The sequence below is a fragment of the Haloarcula quadrata genome (assembly GCF_003634715.1).
Classification (GTDB): Archaea; Halobacteriota; Halobacteria; order Halobacteriales; family Haloarculaceae; genus Haloarcula; species Haloarcula marismortui.
On sequence record NZ_RBWW01000003.1, the window covers coordinates 94,673 to 114,698 of the forward strand.

Here is a 20,026-nt window from a genome sequence, read left to right on the forward strand (position 1 = left end):
GGTTCGTTGCATTACTCGCCTTCGCAAAGTCGATACTCTGTGTGGCGGTATCCATCTCGTTGAGCGGGATCCCGACGTCGATTGCGAGAAAGGCATTGAAGCCACGGTCACGGAGGCAGTCTCGCGTCTCCTGCAGGAGCCGAAAGACCTCGTCTTCGGCGTACTCGCCGCTGGTCTCGTCCCACGTCGCAAACGACGGGGCATCGGTTTCGACATCAGCGTCCGCCGGCAGCAGCGCATCTACATCGAACGTCCTGTATGGGCCCATCAGATAGACGAGAAACTGTTCCCGCCGGACTGGGGCGAGCGCCTCTGAATCACCGGTGGCACGAGGGAGATTGTCAATAATCCGTTGCCGCATTCGACTCGTCGGTTCGGACCGGTAGTATATAAACACCGGTATTCTCAAGAATATTCTAGTCGAGAACGACTAAGTATGTGGCGTCCCAACGTAGGACCTGAGGTACCCCAAATGTCTGAAACCGGTCGCCAGCCAACAGAGGAGGTTCGTCAGCCGGAACCACCGCTTCCCGAAGAGAGCGGGCTGACGCTCGAGGAGTACCTCGCTATGCAACAGGCGATCGGCCACCCGACGCGGTTCCGGATCCTCCGCACGCTCGTCGCCAACGACGAACTGAGTGCTGCCGATCTCAAGACCGCGGTCGATGTCGAATCCCACAATTTCCACTATCATCTCGACGAACTGGTCGACGTCGGGCTTGTCGACAAGCGCCAGCGACGGACCGCTGACAGCCAGGGTTTTTACACATACTATCGGCCGACAGCAATGGGGCGGGGTATTCTCGAGCACGGTGTCGAGGAGTTGATGCGCCGTGAACGGGAGTTCAACGACGCCTATTCGTAAGCTGTCGTAGGGTTCTCTGTCCGTGTCGTTCCCAATGCCCACCGGAACTTTTGCCGGGTTTCAGCACTTTATATCGCCAACCAACAAACACGGTTTGCTGAATTGGATTGATCTCTTCTGCTACCATCAGAATGTCTCCGCAATCCGTTTCGTAGCTGTCGTGGAACTTCACTACCACGAGTACTGATCCATCGATTACTCAGACGGTCGTCGTCACTGTCCCACTGGTCACCTCCTGTTCCTGTCTAGGGTCGTGTAGATAGTCGAACGACCATCGTGCCTCGGTCTAGCGGGAATCCGAGGAAGTCCACCGTTCTAGTTTCTCATATCGGAATGGATGGACAATGTCGATATCGCACATCATTAGAGTAATGTGGATAATGTTAATAATGTAGTTTTCTCACATTGCGCTCCTCGGCGCTCGAGGCTTGTAGCGATAATTGTGGTGGAAGTGTGCTAAGTGTAGATAATGTAGATTACGTGGATTATGTTCAAATGGTAGAGATCAGGGAAATTGGGATTGGGTCCAAAATTTGAATAATGTCTAAAATGTAGACTGCGTAGATAGCGCGCCCAATTTGTCTGACGCAGAATTAAGATGGATGAACTTCATTAGCCGCGTATGAGCAAGGCAAAACTCACATTATCAACGAAATGTGTAGAATCTCTAAAATCTACACAATGTGGATTATCTATGAAATGTACAAAATTCATTTATCGCGGAGGGGGCTGACCCATGAGTGCTGACAAGTTTGAAGGACTTCCTGGAGCAGCTGTCTCGTTGCTCAAGGGGGGTGTGGGAAAATCTACGATCGCGCTCAACATCGCTGATCGACTCGCTTACCGCGGCCATGAGACGGTACTACTGGATCTGGATAAGGACGGGCACATGACGACCCAGCTTGGGTACGACGATGCGTACGACCGGGATGCGGACCTCGGTGACGCCCTTATCGATGGTGAAGACCCCGAAGACCTGCTTATTGAGACGGACTTCGGCGTTTACCTCCTCCCGTCGAGCAACGAACTTGAGAACGTTGAGACGAGGCTGAAGGACGAACGGTTCGCAGACGTGAAGCTTCGGCGGAATGTCGTTGCTCCGCTCATCCAAAACGGATACGACTACGTGATAATTGATGCGGCAGGTGGCCGAGGGAAACTTTCTGACAACGCCCTCATCGCAGTCCAACGTGTCATAGTCCCGCTGATCCCACGTGCTGGCTCGATTAACGGCCTCAATAAGATGATTGAACGTCAAATTTCTCCAATCCGGGAGAATATCGGGTTAGATATCCTCGCAGTCACTCCGAATATGATTCGCGAAACGATGGGGCAACACAACGAGCATCGGACCCTCGTTGAAAATCTCAATCGAGAGTTCGGTGCGTTCGTCCCTGAGTACGCTCGTATCGACCCAGAGATATTCGATACTCTTGATGATTCTGACCAGACCGTTGAGAGTATTCCAAAGCCCGGAATCCGGGAACGCACTGCGATTTCCCGCGCGTTCAAGCAAGGAATGCCCGTCTCAGAGTTCAACGAAGACTGCGACCAGATCCCGAATTTCGATCACTTGGCGGACCTCGTGGAGGAACACAGTCATGCCTAATGAGGACGACCGTTTCGGAGATGTCGCCGAGCAGCTCAAACAAACGGAGGAAGAGACGGCGTCAGACGACGAACGTACTGACACGGAGGATGAACCGCAACCGGATGAGGAGATAGCTACTGAGGACACAGAGTCGGAGACTGAGTCCGCACCTGATCAAGATAAGGAGGATCTGGACGAATCCACCGGTGGGCCGGCTTTCTCCTTTGACGAGACCGATATGCACGGCTTCTATGTCCGAGAGGAGACGTGGAATGGTGTCACCCGAATGCGATCCTCGGTGACTGCCGTATGCTCAATGTTTGACGTCCCCAAGTTCGAGGGACGAGAGTTTCAAGATGCGTGTCTCCGGGTGATTGCGAACCACGGTGACGAGGTCGCTCTCCAGATCCTCCGAGAGCGCGGTATCGAAACTGATGAGGAACGTGTTCAGGAAGTTGTGGAGATGCTGAGCAAGCAGGCCGCGAACGATTAACCTCAGATTCGTCCGATTTTCTTCACTATCTAGGTTTCATACATAATGTACATAATGTAGATTGTTCTGACTCCCATCCGCTTGCAGTCTCGCGATCATTCACGGAACTGGATCTAGACGGTGGTTGCGTGTAGTCCGAAATAACGATCCCGCTCATTTGTAGAAGTCAGTACTTAGGAGTTGCTCGAACCAGTCATTGGTGTTGAGGACCCAGCTTAAGAAGTTCAAGTAGCCCTGTAAGTGGTGTTTTGAGACGCCTCGAAACCTTCGCAACCAGTTGCGAAGGAAGCTGTATCGATTCTCACAGCTGTTTGTGTGGGCATCACCGACGACGTAGTGTTCGTCGTGATTGATGGCTAAATGGCCATCAATCTCGTCGTACTCGTCGATTCCGTCGTAGATACTGTACTGGTCGGTACAAAGGATCACGGTCTCATCGCCGTACTCGGCAATGTCTGCGTCAACGTCTCTGAGATCATCGCGGACGAGGAATCGAACTCGTCCGTCACGGACCGCACGCCGCGACAAGTAGCGCGGGTCTACAACCACAGAGCACGGATTGAGAAGAGCTACGAGACATTTCGCGAGGCACGTGCCCTGACAACAACACCATCAACGACAATTCGGCTTTTTTACGTGGGCGTTGGCTTCCTGTTGGAGCAGCTGTCGGTACTTCCCAACCGACGTAATCGGTGCAATTGAATCGCCGAATTAACCACGAGAAAGTGTCTGGATCTGGATATGTTCAACCTACCCGATCCAGACGGTTATCTTTCGGCATCGGACGTCAAAGACGTAGCGGAAGAAGTCATTGCCCCTCTCCCGTTGCCGGGTGTCGAGGAGAGTCCCCTCGACCCCGGCGACATCTGGCTCGTCGTCATTTTGGCCTGCGTCAACCAGACATCGATTTGGGAAACCTGCAACGACACCAACGGAACGCCGTGTGACGACACCGTCTTCACGTGGCTCCATACACTTGATCGACACTGGCTTGAGGTTGTCGCCAACCTTCTGCTCGGACGCCTCGCTATGACGATTCTCGACCCTGACCGGTCGAGAATCGTCTCCATCGACTTCATCGACAACCCCTATCACGGCGAGCACTACGCTGACGAAGGCGAACTCTGTTCGATGGCTCCCAAGGACGGGACGACTACCTGCCACCGCTATTGCACGGCGTACGTCGTCTCCAACGAGAAGCCGGTGACGCTGGCGATGACCTATGTCCGCAACGACGAAGACGAGGCCGACGCGGTCGAGCGCGTGCTCGCCCGCGTCGAGAATTACCCCTTCGAAATCGACCTGCTACTTGCCGATAGCGGCTTCTACAATGAGCGCGTCATCCGCCGTGCTCGTGATATCGGCGCAACGGTCGTCCATGTGCCCAAGAAAGGGGAACGCATGAAGGACAAACTCGATGTCCACAAGTCGTACATGACGACCTATCGTATGTACAAGGACAGCGAGCGGGAACTGCGCTTCCCGCTCGCGGTCGCTGTCTCCTACCAGAACGGTGATCGGGGCAAACACGGTGAGGTTGTCCGTGGCTACGTGGCGTGTGGTCTTGCTGATCGCTCGGCCAAGCAAGTCGAACGGCTCTACAGGAAACGCTCAGGCATCGAAACGACCTATCGCTTGCTCCGGCAAGCACGCGGGATCACGACGACACGTGATCCCGTCGTGCGGTTTGCGATCATGCTCGTTGCAGCATTGCTGGAGAACCTATGGCTCGTTCTCAGGTGGGCGGTCGTCGCCCGCCCGCGACGGGGCGGGCGCGACCTGCCCGATGAGTTCACGTTCAAGATGTTCCGTGACTGGATTCGACACGAACTGGAAGAGCAATTACGCCGCCAGTGGAAGATCAAAGCAAACGGGGTCGGTGTGCCAACGTCACAGGCAACGGCCGCGGGCTGACCGGGGTCAGCCCACGGCCTGTCTGGTCGGCGGTAAGCGACAGCTGTCGGCAGATAGTCTCGTGGTTCGGTAGATCTCGCCTGTTCAGAGCGGTGAATTGGAGCTATTTCAGTCTGGGTCGCAGTAGCAGCAGAGACTGACCGTCAAATCATACAGAAAGTGACTGTTTCGTGGCGTTCAGACAGCGCTCTCTCGGCTCGTTCAGGAAGTAACGGCTGTGGATCGTATTTCAGTGGGCAGTACTCGCCCGACCACGACGTGGCGGGCGAGTACTCCCGACAGATTTCACGTTCAACGACGCGTTTCTCCATGGAATCGAAGAGGTACTGGACGATGAACTCGGCTGGAAGGAGAAGCATCAGACGAACGGTGAAGGACTCCCACCAGGATACGAGCACGGACTCGGGTGAGCCGCCTCGCTTCGCATAGTGGCTCAGGGAAGCCTTTGTGAGGCTGGCATTAGTCATAGTACGTGTGGTAGGACGTGAAAGAGAGATTGTGAGGCACCTAAGCGAGGAGGAACTAGATCGACTCCAGTCTGAAACAGACAGTATCAAAGAGTACAAACGACTCACGTTTCTCAAGCGTCTCTACGACGGGGCAGCGCTGGCAGCAGCAGCCCAAGACATAGGGGTCTCGCAAGGCACGGCAAGCAATTGGGTGACACGGTGGAACGAAGGTGGACTTGGCAAACTGACACCGAACTTCGGGGGCGGCAGGCCCCCGAAGCTCGACGAAGCAGAACAAGAACAACTCATTGCACGCCTCCGTGAGGGACAGCCCTGGAAGAAACAAGAGATTCAGCACCTTCTCAACGAGGAGTTCGATGTTGAATATCACCCACACTACCTCCCAACGTTTCTGGATAAACTCGGCCTCCACTACGCCATTCCTCGAACAAAACGCCCTAAGCGACCAGAGAACGCCGAAGAGATTCTCGACGAACGCGTCAGGTACGCGTTCGACGAGGAGGCTCTTGAGCAACCTCACAACAAACGTGAGGATGACGCTGACGACGAAGACTGGGACCGTGATGAGAATATCCGAACAGACGGAGGCACTGTCGTCGGATTCTTCGATATCTCTCACCCGCAACCGTGGGACAATTTTCAGCGGATGTATACGGTTGATGAGCCACACATTGAGCGGAAGCTGGTGAAAATTGACACACCAGCCGCCGGGTTCTACGCTCTCAATGGTGAGAGTGTCCTGTCGTTTCCGCCGAATCAGGAGAAAGAGAAGATTTGTGGGTGTTTCGAGAAGGTCCGCGAGCAGAATCCCGCCAAGCGGATTCTGCTCGTGTTAGATAATTTCTCGTCACATGTGTGTAAGTACACGCGCAAGCGAGCACACGAGCTCGGGATAGATTTGATATTTCTCCCAGTCGGGTCGCCCGATCTCAATCCGATCGAACCAGTTTGGAAGAGTCTCAAGTGGGAGTCTTCGCCGTTCATTGTCGAAGGTGGCGACGAGTATCGAAGACGAATCACAGAACTATTCGGGAATCTAACTAATCAACTTAGCTTCGCCTCCTCGTGGATCGAGAATCACCTTGACAACTATCTCAATAAGTTAGTTTAGCCACTACTGAAGCGAGGCTGGCGAACAGCGACAGCTATCTTTTGACGGCCGTCGAAACAACTACCACAGCAGACAACAGCCAAGTATCTGATATCTCTCTAATCGGTACAGTGTCATGAGGAGGATTCGTCTCGTTTCGACCTTCTCACCGTGTTAAGCCGAACTCTTGTCATCGGCGCTATCGATAGAGTGGACAACTAGCGAAACTAGAACCGATGCCGTAGCCCCGATACACAAAGCATTTATAACACTGGTCAGAAATCGGTGATACCCCTACCCGCCAGCAGCTAATCACTGCTGTGTACAGACTCGGAACCAACATGACGAAATAATAAACAAAAAACGCTAATGAAAACGAAAAGTTCAGGAAAGAAGGTCCGCAGCCTGATTCTAGCAATGATGATGGTACTCTCCGTCTTCGGCGGAACCATCGCAATTGCTGGCTCAGCCGCTGCAAATGCGCCTGGTAATAATCAGGCGTTTGACGCAGGAAACGCTCCTGGGGACAACACACAGACGACAGACACGACACAGGGATTGAACACAGAAATTGCTAACATAACCTTCCAATCCCCCGGAAACGTCACCAATGTCGAGGTTAATGCCAGTAACGGTACTGATGCCACGGGCATTAGCCCTAGTGACATTCGGAGGGTGAATGTCACCCTGGTGGACAGTAACAACAATGCGGTAGAGAGCAATCAAGTGACATATGACTCAGACAACGTAAACGTCTCGTTCGACGGAAACGCAACAGACGGTGACGATGTCAAGGGCCTACGTGTCACCGCAGAGGTCGCTGGCAGTGCATCTGACGGGGATGCCATTGATGCTGGCGTTATCGTTCGGGACACGCAGACTGGTACTGCCTTCGAGGGTACCAGCCCATACGATACAGCCGGTAGCCAGACAGTCGTTGTCACAGACACATTCGCCAGTGCGCAGGTCAAACGAACTGGCGCGCAGGGGTCCTCGGTAAATGATGCAACAGTCCAGTTCATAAACGATGAAACTGGTACGATCATTGCTGAGGATACGACTGACACCAGTGGTGCAACGGCATCCGTACGCGTCCCCCCGAACGTGGACCTCACTGCAACGGCCACGAAGGGCGGGTTCACGCAGTCGAGTTCGCGTGTTGCACAAGTCCCAGAGGGTCAGTCACTTGAACTGGACGTGACGATCACCCCTCAGGGAGTTCCGAAGAACATCACTGTCATTGCAGAAGAGCCTGACAGTGAGACCGCTATCGCCAATGGTACTGACACCGTAACCTACTATGCACAGGTTACCGGTGACTTCGGTCAGCAGACTGACCAGCCACTGAATGGCTTTGACGTCAGCACAGCTGTAACCGACCCTGCCCCCAATGAGAGTAGTGTTGATGTTGTTCCTACCACAGACACTACTCAAGAGGTAGTCCTCCCTAACGGGAGCACAGCAAACGGTACAGTTGAGTTTGCTATCAGTGACTCTGAGGCTGAACAACCGAGCATCGAATTCAGTGTTGACGACAATACCTCCGTCAACACGTCCGTTGAGCCAAACTTCCGCAATGCGCGTGGTAACGCGCGATTGAACGGCGAAGTGACTACTAACGAAAGTGAGATCGTCCAAGATGCAACCGTGTGGGTTGCGTATGATGGCGAGAATCAAACGCTTGCTAACGCACAAGAGTCTGCGCCATTCCTAGTCAGTGGCGTTGATTCGGAGGGCAAGTACACCATCGAAGGCATTGACGCTAGTCAAAACCCTGTTAACATCTACGTGGACGCACCAGGATTTAACGGTGTGAACTTGACAGGCACCTCTGATGATCTTGACTTCGTCGCTGCCGACGAAACAGAAACCGTCACCAGCGGACAAACGGAAAACCACGACATCACCATCTTCCCTGGTGGGCCAGCACAAGAGTTCCGGCTTAACGTCACCGTTGATGATGGGAACAAAGCGGTTGACGTTCCTGAAGATGGCCAAGTCACCGCAGATGTCTCTGTGGAACAGCGACCAGAAGGCAGTTCCACGGGCTATGTGGCTGCTGAAAATCAGGAAATTGCGGTCAGTACCGTGCAGAACGGTACGCTGAGCCCGGAAACGACGAACGTCACAACTGATGACAATGGCTCTGCGCAGGTTACGTTCAGTGCCGAGAACACCGGTGCGACGAACATCACGGCGCTGACTGAGAATCGTGATGGCGATAACTTCAGTGCATCTGGCTCTGAAGAAGCAAAAGTGACGGTGTTCGGCACGGCTGAAATTACCGGCGACGTTGTGAACGAAGATGATGAGCCGCTTGCTGCCGGTCAGGCAACGGTTCAACTGTTCGTTGAGAACGATACTTCCGGCACCTTCGAACCCGTGCAAATTGACGGGGTCAACCGCACTTCTGAGATCGGCTCGGGAGGCTCGTACGTGTTCACCAACGTCCGATCCGGTGAACAGTACCAGATGGTTGCAACGGCAGACAACGTCGGGACAGACAATCAGACCGTCGGGAGTGCAACGACGAACGGAGAGGTTCCGGCCGGAACCACGACGAACGATATCGTCGTTGTCGGAGTTGAACCGGACACTGGTAGCGGCCTGTCCGGCGCTGCGGCTGAATACGATGCCGACCAGGATGGTCAGATATCGATCGGTGAACTCGGCACAGCCGCAACCGACTTCTCAAACGATGAAATCAGTATCACTGAACTCAGCGACGTTGCCACGGCATACTCTAGCTAAACAAACAAGACTTAAATACAGAACATGACAGACGAAATCAAAGGCAAAATTCGCGGCTTGCTGCTAGCTGCGATCATGGTTAGCTCCGTCGTCGCCCTCTCCGCTGGGCCGGCGGCAGCTGCGGTCTCAACTGGAGACCGCACTGCCCCGGACAGTGTTGCAGCGGGCGAGACGGCTACGGTAACGGCTACAGCTACGATGGATAGTAACGGCGGCCCGCTGACTCTGAGCGAATCATTCAGCGGTGTTGCCAGTGCACAAATCACGGACGTGAGCGTGAACGGAGCAAGTACCAATCCGACCGTCAGTGCCGCTGACGCGAACGGAGCGGTCGTCACGCTTGGAGACACCGAAGCAAATGCTGATGTTGAGGTCACCTACGAAGTGACCGCAGCAGACAGTGCTTCGGATGTCACAATTACAGGCGACCTCACGGGTAATGGCACGGTTGACCTCGGTACTACCACCATTACCGTGGAGGACACTCAGACCCCGACCCCGACTCCAACCCCTGACCCAGACGGCCCACGAGGTGCGGGCGAGTACGATACCTCAACCAGCGTCGGTGAGGTTGGCCCCGGTGCAACGGTCTTCCAGGGCGAGGAAGACCTGACCGGCACTTTCGGACCAGACAATGTTGAGCTTGCTGCACTGCAGAAGTCCTCTGGAGACAACGAGGGAATCCTCCTTGAGCAACCGATTCCGCAGGACCAGCCAACTGGTGCATATACCGCTGACGGCAACAGTGGGTCTGCGGGCGTGGTCCTGCAGACGCCACGTGTCACGGACGTCGAAGTGCAGAATAACGACGGCGGCGACGTGACTGGTAGCGTCCTACAGGCTTCGTCTGATAGTGCGTTCGTTCGCGTCGACTACAACTACCAGAATGCTGAGGATCTTGAAATTACCGTCGAGGACGAAGACGGTCTAGATGTGACAGAAGAGATTGTCACTGGCAGTACTGAACTCAACGATGAGAGTGATGCCGGTGCTGGTAGCCCAGGTGACTTTGACGTCGGCTACGTGCTTGACACGCAGGATGTTGACGAGGGTGAGTATACCATTACTGTCGCAGGTGTCGAGGACCTTGACTTCGGAGACGCCTCCGAAACGGTGACGGTCAACATCACGAGCGATCAGCAGGCATCACTTGACCTCGACAGCGATGAAGTTGTGCAGGGCGAAAACCTGGGACTTGAGGTCCAAAATAGTCCTGAGGGCAACTTCCACGCTGTAGTGATTGAGTCGAGTGACTTCCGTGACGGCATCACTGCATCACAGGCTGCAAACATCTTCCGTAGTGTTGGAGATGTTTCGGATCGAGGCCTTGTCAACAGCGACGGTCCTGTCGACGCTGAAGACCTGAATGTTGCAGACGACGAAACGGTGGCGGACAACGTTGAATACGCGTACGCCATTGTCGAGATAGATGGTGGAAATGGCGTCGGCTCCATTGAGACTCAGTATCTTGATGACAGCTCAGTCGACGTTGATCTATACCCGGCAAGCAGTAGCGGCGATGTCCCCAGCTACCTCGACAATGAAGCGCACACGACTGCAGATATCGGTGGCAACAGCCCTGTCCTACCGGACCTGCTGGACACCGATGATGACCAGAGCTTTGAGGTCACCGAAGGCGACGTCACCTTGGATAGCCCGGATGGCACGTATGTCACTGGGTCTCAGGTTGACGTGAACGGATCGGCTAACGAAGGCGTTGATGAGGTCGCTATCTACGTTCGTGACAACAATGACTTCGAGCTTGTCACTATTGATGGCGACGACACTATCAGCGTCGATGGAGACGACACCTTCAGTGAGGAAGATATTACGCTCAGCAACGGTAACAGCCTGCTTCAGCTGCCAGGCACTTACCGACTCGGCGTCATTGATGAGCAGGATGCTGACCTATCCGGCGACGGAAATCCGGACGCTACTCTCACTACGTCTGAGTTCAATAGTGGAGTCAGCAGCACCAGCTCGATTCGGGTGACTGACACTGCACTAAACGGAACGTTTGTCACTTATAACGGCCAGGTTGCCAGTGACGACTCGACAATCGATGTTGAGGGGCAAGCGCCCGGTAAGGACAGCGTTGTCATTGCCTTCGTCGACTCCCGTGGTGATGCCGCTGCCACCGTCCTCTCTGTTGATGATGACGACACGTTCGACGAAGAGGACATTGACATCTCCAGCCTGAGCGAAGGAGCTGTTACAGCACACATCATTTCGTCTGGTCGAGACGGTGTCTTCGGTGATACTAGTCTTGACGACGACGATCTAGCAGATGCAATCAGGACTGGCTCCACCGCCAGCTCCGGTGAAGACTTTGCAAGCGGTGCCGGTACCGGCGACCAAGTCCGTGACCGGATCCTAGCAAATACCGTTGACGACACTGCCAGTGACGATCTTATCGTCAATGAGCAATTCCGCCTTTCTGATGGCCTGACGACGATCGAATCGGCCACCAGTCCGGTGGAAACCAACGGTACAATTGAAGTTGAAGGGACGACCAACCGTGTCCCAGACGATAACACCATTACAGTTGAGGTGCTTGATCAGGAAGACGAGTCAGTTACTATTGACAGCACCGATGAATGGGGCAACAATGGACAGTGGTCCGTTAGTGTCGACCTATCTGATTCCGATGTTGAACCCGGCAATTACACTGTCGAGAGCGATGATGGAGACAACACTGATCGCGCAAGCATTCAGATTGTTGAAGCCGGTTCCCTAGAGGAAGAACAGCCGGAGACGCCAGAAACGGAGACCGAAGCTCCTGACACAGAAACCGAGACGGAGACCGACGCTCCTGACACGGAAACTGAGGCTCCGGACACCGAAACCGAAATGCCGGACACCGAAACTGAAGAGGCCACGACCGAAGCAAGTGGTCCTGGCTTCACGGCAGCTATCGCGCTCATCGCGCTCGTTGCTGCTGCGCTCCTCGCTGTCCGCCGCGACAACTAACTGGATACACTCCAGTCACTACCGTCGAATTTTTTATGTGCTGATCTACGCTACAGCAACAGCTTTGCCACCTTCCCTGCCGTTCACGTGAATCGCCTCGGGGTCAAGCCCCGAGGCTTCCCGTTTCCACGACGCGCTTTGCAGACACACGCTGAAAGTCAGGTGTGTCCGTAGAGAGCGCAGTCTCCACGGGCGTATCTTCGGGCCATCCCAGCCCTAGTTCAGAAAAGCCGCGTTGAAGGACGTTCATCGCCGCGTTCGCGTCCCTGTTCGTCTCAAACCCGCACGACGGACAGGAGTGTTCCCGTACCCAGATGGACTTCGCTGTCTCCACACCACACGACGCACATTCTTTGGTAGTGCCTCGCGCTTCGACCTGTACTACGTGACAACCGTACAGGTCGGCCTTGTATTCGAGGAGGGTGATGAACTGTCGCCACGCCGCGTCCTGCTTGTTGCGAGCGTTGTGCGACTGTTCCAACATTCCCTTCACGTCCAAATCCTCGACAAACACCGCGTCGTACTCACGGACTAGCCACGTCGTAATCTTGTGCTGATAGTCCAGCACCTTCCGCTTGATGTGCCGCTTGACCTTCGCCACTTCCCGACGCTGTTTCTCGTAGTTGTTCGACCCTTTCTGCTTTCGTGAGAGCTTGCGTTGCTCGCGTTGGAGTCGGTCGTATTCGTCTTCGAGGTCGAGCCAATCCACCGTCTTGCCGTCGCTGGTGTGGACGTAGTTGAGGATTCCGAGGTCGATACCCACACTGTTGCTTGAGTCTAACTCGTCCAGCATGGGTTTCTCGGGTAAGTCGGCGTCGTCGGTTTCGAGACCGAACGAGACGAACCAGTCACCGGTCGTCTCTTTTTTGACCGAGACTTCTTTGATGTCCGCTTCGTCAGGGATTTCGCGGTGGTAGCGGATTTTGATGTCCCCGATTTTGGAGAGCCAGAGTATCGCGTGTCGGCCACTCGTGTTTTTGAGTTCGAAGCCGGACTGCGAGTACGTCATACTCTGGAACTCCCTCGGTGACTTCCGCTTGAGCTTCCCCACCTTGTTCCCGTTCTGTTTCTGCTCGGAGAGGCCGTCGAGGTTCTGGTAGAACCGTGTGACGGTTCGTTGCAGAGCCTTCGAGTTGACTTCCGAGAAGATAGGGAACTCATCTTTCCAGTCGGGAAGTCGGTAGTGGTGTTTGTACGCGGAACCGATATTGTCGGCGTCCACGTTCTCGTACTTGTACAGGGTGTAGTTGTACGCTTGGCGATGAGCGTCGATGTGTCGTTCCAGTTCAGCCGCCACCTCTTGTGTTGGGTACGCGGGGTAGCGGTGACTGTACTCCATCGCTGTCTCTTGATTCGGGATATGTTCACTTAATGATTTGTACTCCTGCTTATCGGATTCAACCCCGGGGTCAAGCCCCGGGGCATTCTCCTAGACCGCTTCTGACATCCTCCACACGGCTAAAGCCGTGGGGTTCCCCCGCTGGGGGTTGAATCCACGGAAACAGAGAGGTTCGCAGGTTCGTCGTCGCGTTGGACGATGACCTGCGTTTCGGACTGTGCCAGTACAGCCCCCGCCTCGGACAGCGGTTTCAAGAACTTGCCCAAGGCTCGTTTGCCGATATTCAGCGCACCGTTCTTGTCTGCGTTGTCATCAAGCCCACATTCGGGACACTCGAAACGCCCCTGCGTTGTTCGGACACCTTCGCAGGCACAGCGGTTGCACGTTTTCGACGTGTCGTATTCTTCGACCAGTTGCACGTCGATACCCGCGCCGTGGGCCTTGTACTCGATGTAGTTCAGCAAGCGAGCGAATGGCATCTTGTGGGTCTTGTCGTTGACGTATCGGCCCTTGTCGTTGTCCTTGCGAATCCCGCCAAGGTCGCCCACGACGATGACCGCGTTCCGTTCCTCGGCATCCTCTACAATCGAGCGAGCAATCTTGTGGAGACGGTCGTCTACTTTCCGTGCTTCGGCGTCCCCAATACGCTCAACCACCTGCTGTCCCTGTCGGGGTTTGGCTTTCCCGATGGACTTGCGCAGTTGCTTGTAGTGTTCGCGGATACGGCGCACTTCCTCGCCGTAGAACGTGGTTTTGCGGTCAGAGAGGAACGCGCAGGTAGCGACCCACCGTGCACCCATGTCGATAGCCAGCACGTCGTCGTACTCGTCTTGGACGGTCACAGACCGCTTGACGACGAGATGCACGTACCAGTCACCGTCACTGCGCACCAGTTCGCTGTCTCGAAGATTCCCCTCACGGACGAGTTGTTCGTCCTTATGTGGGACGTGGGCCGGACACCAGATGGAGTTGCCTTGTCCTTTCTCAGGGTCGTAGACAGGGACTTTCACCCACCACGACGAGAGAACGGTGTCTTCGTCGTAGGCCACGTCGAACACGTCGTTGCGAAGGACGACAGGTTGTTCCGTACCGGGATTTGGGTATTTCTGCCGTTGTACTTTCGACGCCTGCTGGTCGGTTGCAGAGTACAGGTCAGCGTCTCCACCGTGTACCTCAGTCTGGAACGCCTCATACTCACGGGCGAGCAGATCAGTCTTTCTGTTTGTCAGTGAGTGGAGTTTGGCCCGAACCGTGGTTGAGACGTTCCGTTTCATGGCTACTCACCTGCTTGGGCGTCGATGTACTCCTCGATGACTTCGCTGGATACGTCGCCCGCACTTGAGACGAAGTACGAGCGCGTCCACAGCGACGGCAAACCGAAGTCGAACTCGTCCCGAAGTCGGCGTGAGGAGTAGCCCTTGACCTGTTGCATTATCTTGTTCGGGGCGAGCGTCGGGTCGCCTGTGATGAACAAGTGTACGTGGTCGGGGCGAATCGCCAATTCCAGTATCTCTAACCCGAGCTCGTCGGCTTTCTCTTCGATGAGTTCCTCGAGGCGGGTACGTACCTCGCCCTCAAGCACCGATTTACGGTATTTCGGACACCAGATGAAGTGGTACTGGAGTTTGTGGACGCTGGTACGTTCCCTGTCGAACCCACGAGGCATCGTCAGTATATAGATATCACTCAGCTAAAGATGTTACGCAAACATCTAACCCCAGTCGTGGCTACAAGCGTGGATAGATTCCCAGTTGTCGGCTTCATCCCACGGCTAAAGCCGATGGGCTTTCGCCTCGCTACCGCTGTAAACTCAGTCGATCACATCGGGTTAGAGTAAGCGTCTGCTTGGAGAGGATGTGCAGTCTGGCGGCGCCCCGCCGCGGGGGGCGCCGCCTCTTACAGTGGTCGTTCACCGAGTTCTGCGAAATGACGCTTCGCGCAGCTTGGACGGCACTTGGTGTCCGCAGGTCTGTTCCAGCGAACCAACCACTTGACGACCGGTTCTTCAGGTAGTTGTCCCAGCTAGGACAGCGGGCGTGAGTGGCGACACTGTCGCGTCGGCGGCGATCCGCCGCCGACAGCGACTCCTCACCGCCAAAACTCACTGTCCGTCTCACTTCGAGAACTGGCCAGGCACCGTAGACACAGATTCAACTTCTACTGGAAGGGTTTGTGAGCTTTCGATGTGATCGACTGAAACTTCTTGAGCGCCCAAAAGTTCTGGGTCTTGGCGTTGCTTTCGACCGACCAGTGCGTATCCAGCACGTCGGTCAAGTCACCGATATACACGATGTTGATACCCTCGGCGTACAGGTTGTTCCAGCAGGTCATGACACAGTGCTCCTCGGGTGTGTCGTGACGACGAGTCTGTTTCCGGTACAACCGCCGGATACGCTCGCTATTGTATCGACCTTCTCGTAGTTTGGACTGCAACCGGGCGGTTTCTCGCATTGTCTCACTGAATGCGTGCAAACAAGATCGGCAAATTGACCTCCTCCTCCGCGTGAACGTGGAGGAGTCCCACCACGGGATTTCAGGCCGAGTGTAGCGGCCTGTTGGTTTCAAGACGCATACGTTCCACGCGTCGTCTGCTGGGGTTCAGCATCAGCGTGGCTGTCTTGTGACCCGATCAAAGAGGCCCCATCCATAGCCGAGTCATCGTCACCGGCCTTCTGCCGGGAACTCCGGTCGCTTCGGCGGTGACTCTCTCCACTACGGTAGCGGTCTGCAATGTTTATCGCCCCGTTTACGTCGGCTTGATACTCACCGACCCAACAGCTGCCGTTCGAGCAGCTGAACGTCGCCTGTCGTGGCCGGGAGCCGTGTTCTCCACAGGCGTGGCACGCCTTCGACGTGTTCTGGGGATCCACCGTCTCGACGGGAATCCCCTTCTCGGCGGCTTTGTAGCGAATCTGTGCGTGGAGCTTCGCAAAGCCCCACCCGTGCAACCGGCGGTTCATGTACTCGCCGTAGTCCATGTTCTCGCGGATGTACGTCAGGTCTTCCAGCACCAGCACTGGGTTCTCGACGGACTCGGCGTACTCCACGACCTCGCGGGTCACACGGTGGAACACGTCGTCAATCTGGTCCCACAGCGAGTCGCCGAACGAGTCTGCGATTCGCTCACTGCCGCGCTGCTGAAGCCGTCGCTTGGCGGTGAAGTAGGTTTTGCGGAGCCGACGAACGGCCTTACCGTCGTCGGCCCACAGTTCGGGGCGAGTAGGAAAACCGCTCTCGTCGCGGTAACACACCGTGACAAGACTCGCTTCTCCGATGTCCACACCTATCGGCTTCCGCTCGTCGGCGGACGCCTCAGATTGGTCCTCCACGTCGCGGGTAACGGTGATGTGGAGATACCACGTTCCGTCCCGCTCAAACAGCCGACTTTCACCCATCTCGGCGTCGTCTGCGTCTAACGCTTCGAGCCACTCCCGCTGTTCGGGATTAGCGCGTGCTGGAATCCAGAGGTAGTAATCTTCGTGGTGCGGGATTTTGACGTACCACTCGATGGCGTTCTGTGGCTGGTGGTCAAGTTGCAATCCCTCGTTGGTGAACCGCACCGGGTGGTTGTCGTGAAGCTCGTCGGCGTCATAGCTGTTCCCACAGAGTTGTGGGACGTACTGCTTGAGGGCGTTTTTGGCGTAGCCGCTCAGGTCGTACTCAACAACCACGTCGTTGGCCGCTGACTGTGTGTCACAGCCAGCGGCGAAAGCGGCTTGAAGTGCCTGCTGGTACGCGTCCTGTGTCTCACGAAGCTTCTGTCGCTTGTGGGTGTTCGGGTCCACAAGCTTCAGTTCGAGCGTTTTCGTGAGTTCGGTCACGCTTGGACCTCCTTGTGTCGGTCGATGTAGTTCTCGACAGTTTCGCTGGAGACGTGCCCGGCTGTGCCGGCGTAGTAGCCGCGCGCCCACCGGATTTTCTCGCCGTCGTGGTCGGTGTGGCGGTGATTGTACTTCCGTGGAGCGTGTCATAGAATCCATCTCATAGCATCTCACAGCCCGGCTCGTTTCCTCGCTCGTAGTTGGTGATTGCAACGACGAGTCGTAGGCAGAGCGCAACGAACACTTCTGTTCGAGCGTGGACGCGGCCTCGGGCGCGGACGTGCCCGAGGCCGCAGTCCTTGACGGCATCGTTAGTTCGTTCGACTCCTGTCCGGTGGTTGTATGTCTCGTCCAAGATGGACTGTTTGAGCAGAACTTCCTCACTGTGTTCGGTGATACGATCTTCGACCCTATACTCGATATCGAGCGGATCGTCGGTATTTCGCGGGTTGTACGGGGCAATTGGCACGACCCCTGCGGCCAGCAGGTGGTCGTGCCAATTGAGGATATCGTATGCGCTGTCTCCAAGCATCCAGATGGGTGTATCGACGGCGAGCGCGTCACCAGCTCAGCAAGTCCACGTTATACCACCATTTTACCGACAAAGATGACCTCATTCTTTCGTTTTTACAGTTCTTATTGAATAAGATGGAAGGAAAGTGCCAGTATAGCCACTTTAATAATCCAAAAAGAAAAATATCACAAATAGTTGACAAGGTGCTTGAGGGGAATATAACCCCACAACCATCCTCTGAAGCGGCGATTATGGCATCATATATCGAATTACGAGCACAGGCTATCCGCAATCCAACACACAGAGAGCCAATCACAGAAGCTGATCAACAGTTTGTTGAGCAGGTTGCAGCACTCATCGAGGCCGGCATCAGACAGGGGGTGTTCCAGACAGTTGACCCCGAAGAAACCGCTGAATTTCTCCTAGCGATGCTACATGGTATAATTATACAGAGCATCACCCGGCACGATGGACCACTTCCACAACTACAGTCAGCCCTCAAAAATTATCTCCGAGCAGAACTGTTTTTGAACCCCTCTCGAGCATAAATTATCCACGATAATATGTAAAACTCTTATCAAGCTACTCTGTTATATTAACACTTTACCAGCCCTGCCTGTTTTGTTTTTATGTATCTCCACCTCGAACTGCCCATCAGACGGATATTTTACTTCCCAAACAATAGTTCCTCGAACCGAATCACCCTGTAATGCAGTCTTGTTTGGGAACGGCTCTCTAATTCCGTTGGTCACGCCATCAGGGCCGCGCTTCTTATCGGTAAGTTCAGTAAACGACCACTGGTCTCTTCGAATCGTAACTTCATTGCCGGGATCAGTAGAGATATGTACGTCTGCAACTACAAATTTATACCCTTCAGATGGCTCTTCTGTCTCTCCATCGGCTTCTTCAACAGATTCCGTGATGTCATAGCTAACCACTCGAAACCGAACCACTGTACCGTTCTGCTCTATCTTCCCCCATTCGCCGACTTCAACGATTACTGGATCTGGAGTTGGAGTCGGCGTCGGGGTCGCAGTTGGTGCTTCTGTTGGCGCCGGTGTTGGGGTAGCTGTTGGTGACTCTGTTGGTGGTGGTGCCGAATCCGCTGTTGGCGACTCTGTTGGTTGGGATACTGGAGTTGCTGTTGGTGACTCTGTTGTTGTCGGCACGGAATTGATTGTTCCAAAACCTGCAGCATTATATCCCGCCGTTATGGCAAGAACTCCAATAGCGGAGATGATGAGTGCTTTCTTCATCGACTGTTGGGTGGTCCCTGCCCCGAATTGTTATATAGCTACTACTGAAAGATGTACCGTATTAAACAGATTCTAAACGAAAAGGTACGTGTTTACCCCGAGGTCTCAACAACCGGCACAGTCTGCTCTCGTGAGATCATTTCGTTGTCGTGGACAACCCGCGTAAGTTCCTCGTATGGGTTGCGTCCCTGCTGGCGCCAGGCCCTCGAAACTCTCAGATACGCGGTTCGCCGAGTTGTGTGATATCCTCGAAGAGGGCCAACCATGGACGCCACGGGAGATACACACACTCATCAAAAACCGCTACGGGGTCACCTACGATCCAGCTCACTTGAGCCGGAAGTTGCGCGAGAGCGGGATGCATTACGCCAAACCACGACCGATGGATTCGTGGAGTCCTGACGAGGCAGACGAGATTCTCGCCGAGCGCCTCGACCAAGCGCTTGGCGAGGAGACTTCTGGAAAGACAAAGGAGGAAGAGCCGATCGTATTCGGCTTCTTTCGATGAGGCATGGCCACAGCCGTTTGATAACTCTCAGCGGATGTGGTCGTACGACCGAACAGTAACAATCGAGAAACCGCTGGTGACAGCCCCATGGCGCTCGTTCGGTTTCTATGCGCTGACGGGAAAGAGCACGATCTCGTTTGGAAAGCGAATTAACAAGAAAACGGTCTGTGATGCGTTAGCTGAAAGTAGGCGCTAAGCCCCCTTCCTCAGCGAGCGCCGACCGAACGGGAGGCGCGAGCAGGGAGGGGATACAGCGCCGCACAGTTCTCATACACGATTCGGTGGCAGGCCCACAGGCCCACGCAGTCGCAATTTTTTTGCAGTAGGGTAGCATAGTATTAACCGAACCCAATGGAGTACGACCTTGACTCGGGAGCACACTCGACGTATTCCCTGCACTACCACCTGATACTCACCACGAAGTATCAGTCGATCACATCGGGT

14 protein-coding genes and 9 pseudogenes are annotated in these 20,026 nt (G+C 54.8%); 13 read left to right on the plus strand and 10 right to left on the minus strand.

All coding sequences use genetic code 11. The features are described from left to right. Window positions 1–4: 4 nt before the first annotated feature. Window positions 5–361: pseudogene (locus BDK61_RS21065) on the minus strand (DUF7509 family protein); the annotation flags it as partial. Window positions 362–472: 111 nt separating this feature from the next. Here BDK61_RS21065 and BDK61_RS21070 point away from each other — a divergent pair. The 3 genes from BDK61_RS21070 (at window position 473) to BDK61_RS21080 (ending at window position 2,949) form a co-directional block, all read left to right on the plus strand. After that, window positions 473–865, plus strand: a complete 393-nt coding sequence (locus tag BDK61_RS21070) for a winged helix-turn-helix domain-containing protein (protein WP_121304564.1) — start codon at window positions 473–475, stop codon at window positions 863–865. A gap of 736 nt (window positions 866–1,601) precedes the next feature. Next, a complete protein-coding gene (locus BDK61_RS21075; protein WP_121304566.1) occupies window positions 1,602–2,474 on the plus strand; it encodes a ParA family protein in 873 nt (290 codons plus the stop codon). Then, window positions 2,467–2,949 carry a hypothetical protein gene (locus tag BDK61_RS21080; RefSeq protein ID WP_007189957.1) on the plus strand — a complete coding sequence of 161 codons (483 nt, stop codon included), beginning with the start codon at window positions 2,467–2,469 and terminating at the stop codon, window positions 2,947–2,949. Before BDK61_RS21075 ends, BDK61_RS21080 begins: the two co-directional genes overlap by 8 nt. Before the next feature lie 153 nt (window positions 2,950–3,102). On the opposite strand, the pseudogene BDK61_RS21085 reads toward BDK61_RS21080, so the two are convergent. Next, window positions 3,103–3,456: pseudogene (locus tag BDK61_RS21085) on the minus strand (transposase); the annotation flags it as partial. Between the two features lie 3 nt (window positions 3,457–3,459). On the opposite strand from BDK61_RS21085, the pseudogene BDK61_RS21090 reads away from it, so the two are divergent. The 6 genes and pseudogenes from BDK61_RS21090 to csg all read left to right on the plus strand — a co-directional run. Then, window positions 3,460–3,624, plus strand: a pseudogene (locus BDK61_RS21090) (ISH3 family transposase); the annotation flags it as partial. 66 nt (window positions 3,625–3,690) lie between these two features. Continuing rightward, on the plus strand, window positions 3,691–4,863 hold the full coding sequence (locus tag BDK61_RS21095) for an ISH3 family transposase (RefSeq protein ID WP_121302051.1): 1,173 nt from the start codon (window positions 3,691–3,693) through the stop codon (window positions 4,861–4,863). 212 nt (window positions 4,864–5,075) lie between these two features. Beyond that, window positions 5,076–5,273, plus strand: a pseudogene (locus BDK61_RS24505) (ISH3 family transposase); the annotation flags it as partial. A 64-nt stretch (window positions 5,274–5,337) separates the two neighbouring features. After that, window positions 5,338–6,444 carry an IS630 family transposase gene (locus tag BDK61_RS21105; RefSeq protein ID WP_121304568.1) on the plus strand — a complete coding sequence of 369 codons (1,107 nt, stop codon included), beginning with the start codon at window positions 5,338–5,340 and terminating at the stop codon, window positions 6,442–6,444. A 348-nt stretch (window positions 6,445–6,792) separates the two neighbouring features. Continuing rightward, window positions 6,793–9,174, plus strand: a complete 2,382-nt coding sequence (locus tag BDK61_RS21110; protein WP_121304570.1) for a surface glycoprotein — start codon at window positions 6,793–6,795, stop codon at window positions 9,172–9,174. 24 nt (window positions 9,175–9,198) lie between these two features. Continuing rightward, window positions 9,199–12,144 carry an HVO_2072 family ArtA-dependent S-layer glycoprotein gene (gene csg, locus BDK61_RS21115; protein ID WP_244209968.1) on the plus strand — a complete coding sequence of 982 codons (2,946 nt, stop codon included), beginning with the start codon at window positions 9,199–9,201 and terminating at the stop codon, window positions 12,142–12,144. A 103-nt stretch (window positions 12,145–12,247) separates the two neighbouring features. On the opposite strand, the gene BDK61_RS21120 is transcribed toward csg, so the two are convergent. The 3 genes from BDK61_RS21120 to tnpA all read right to left on the minus strand — a co-directional run bounded on the left by BDK61_RS21120 (window position 12,248) and on the right by tnpA (window position 15,149). Continuing rightward, the gene (locus BDK61_RS21120) at window positions 12,248–13,483 is read right to left on the minus strand and encodes an RNA-guided endonuclease InsQ/TnpB family protein (protein ID WP_121304572.1); all 1,236 of its coding nucleotides are present in this window, start codon (window positions 13,481–13,483) and stop codon (window positions 12,248–12,250) included. 119 nt (window positions 13,484–13,602) lie between these two features. Beyond that, the gene (locus tag BDK61_RS21125) at window positions 13,603–14,757 is read right to left on the minus strand and encodes an RNA-guided endonuclease InsQ/TnpB family protein (protein WP_121304574.1); all 1,155 of its coding nucleotides are present in this window, start codon (window positions 14,755–14,757) and stop codon (window positions 13,603–13,605) included. Window positions 14,758–14,759: 2 nt separating this feature from the next. Further along, on the minus strand, window positions 14,760–15,149 hold the full coding sequence (gene tnpA, locus BDK61_RS21130) for an IS200/IS605 family transposase (protein WP_121304575.1): 390 nt from the start codon (window positions 15,147–15,149) through the stop codon (window positions 14,760–14,762). A 197-nt stretch (window positions 15,150–15,346) separates the two neighbouring features. Between tnpA and BDK61_RS21135 the strand changes: the two are divergent. Next, window positions 15,347–15,496: pseudogene (locus BDK61_RS21135) on the plus strand (ISH3 family transposase); the annotation flags it as partial. 183 nt (window positions 15,497–15,679) lie between these two features. Here BDK61_RS21135 and BDK61_RS24010 read toward each other — a convergent pair. The 4 genes and pseudogenes from BDK61_RS24010 to BDK61_RS21155 form a co-directional block, all read right to left on the minus strand. Further along, window positions 15,680–15,964: pseudogene (locus BDK61_RS24010) on the minus strand (RNA-guided endonuclease TnpB family protein); the annotation flags it as partial. Window positions 15,965–16,044: 80 nt separating this feature from the next. After that, window positions 16,045–17,304 (minus strand): RNA-guided endonuclease InsQ/TnpB family protein, encoded by a 1,260-nt coding sequence (locus BDK61_RS21145; RefSeq protein ID WP_121304579.1) that lies wholly within the window; start codon window positions 17,302–17,304, stop codon window positions 16,045–16,047. Continuing rightward, window positions 17,301–17,441 (minus strand): annotated as a pseudogene (locus tag BDK61_RS21150) (transposase); the annotation flags it as partial. The gene BDK61_RS21145 and the pseudogene BDK61_RS21150, both read right to left, overlap by 4 nt. 23 nt (window positions 17,442–17,464) lie before the next feature. Then, window positions 17,465–17,866: pseudogene (locus BDK61_RS21155) on the minus strand (transposase); the annotation flags it as partial. Window positions 17,867–17,952: 86 nt separating this feature from the next. On the opposite strand from BDK61_RS21155, the gene BDK61_RS21160 reads away from it, so the two are divergent. Then, the gene (locus BDK61_RS21160; RefSeq protein ID WP_167467412.1) at window positions 17,953–18,366 is read left to right on the plus strand and encodes a TetR family transcriptional regulator C-terminal domain-containing protein; all 414 of its coding nucleotides are present in this window, start codon (window positions 17,953–17,955) and stop codon (window positions 18,364–18,366) included. A gap of 42 nt (window positions 18,367–18,408) precedes the next feature. On the opposite strand, the gene BDK61_RS23110 is transcribed toward BDK61_RS21160, so the two are convergent. Next, complete coding sequence (locus BDK61_RS23110) at window positions 18,409–19,074, minus strand: collagenase (RefSeq protein WP_148709166.1); 666 nt, start codon at window positions 19,072–19,074, stop codon at window positions 18,409–18,411. A gap of 175 nt (window positions 19,075–19,249) precedes the next feature. Here BDK61_RS23110 and BDK61_RS21165 point away from each other — a divergent pair, with 175 nt between their 5' ends. Then, entirely contained in the window at window positions 19,250–19,582 is a 333-nt protein-coding gene (locus BDK61_RS21165) for a helix-turn-helix domain-containing protein (RefSeq protein WP_121304581.1), read from the plus strand. Between the two features lie 351 nt (window positions 19,583–19,933). Then, window positions 19,934–20,011, plus strand: a pseudogene (locus BDK61_RS21170) (IS200/IS605 family transposase); the annotation flags it as partial. Window positions 20,012–20,026: the final 15 nt, after the last annotated feature.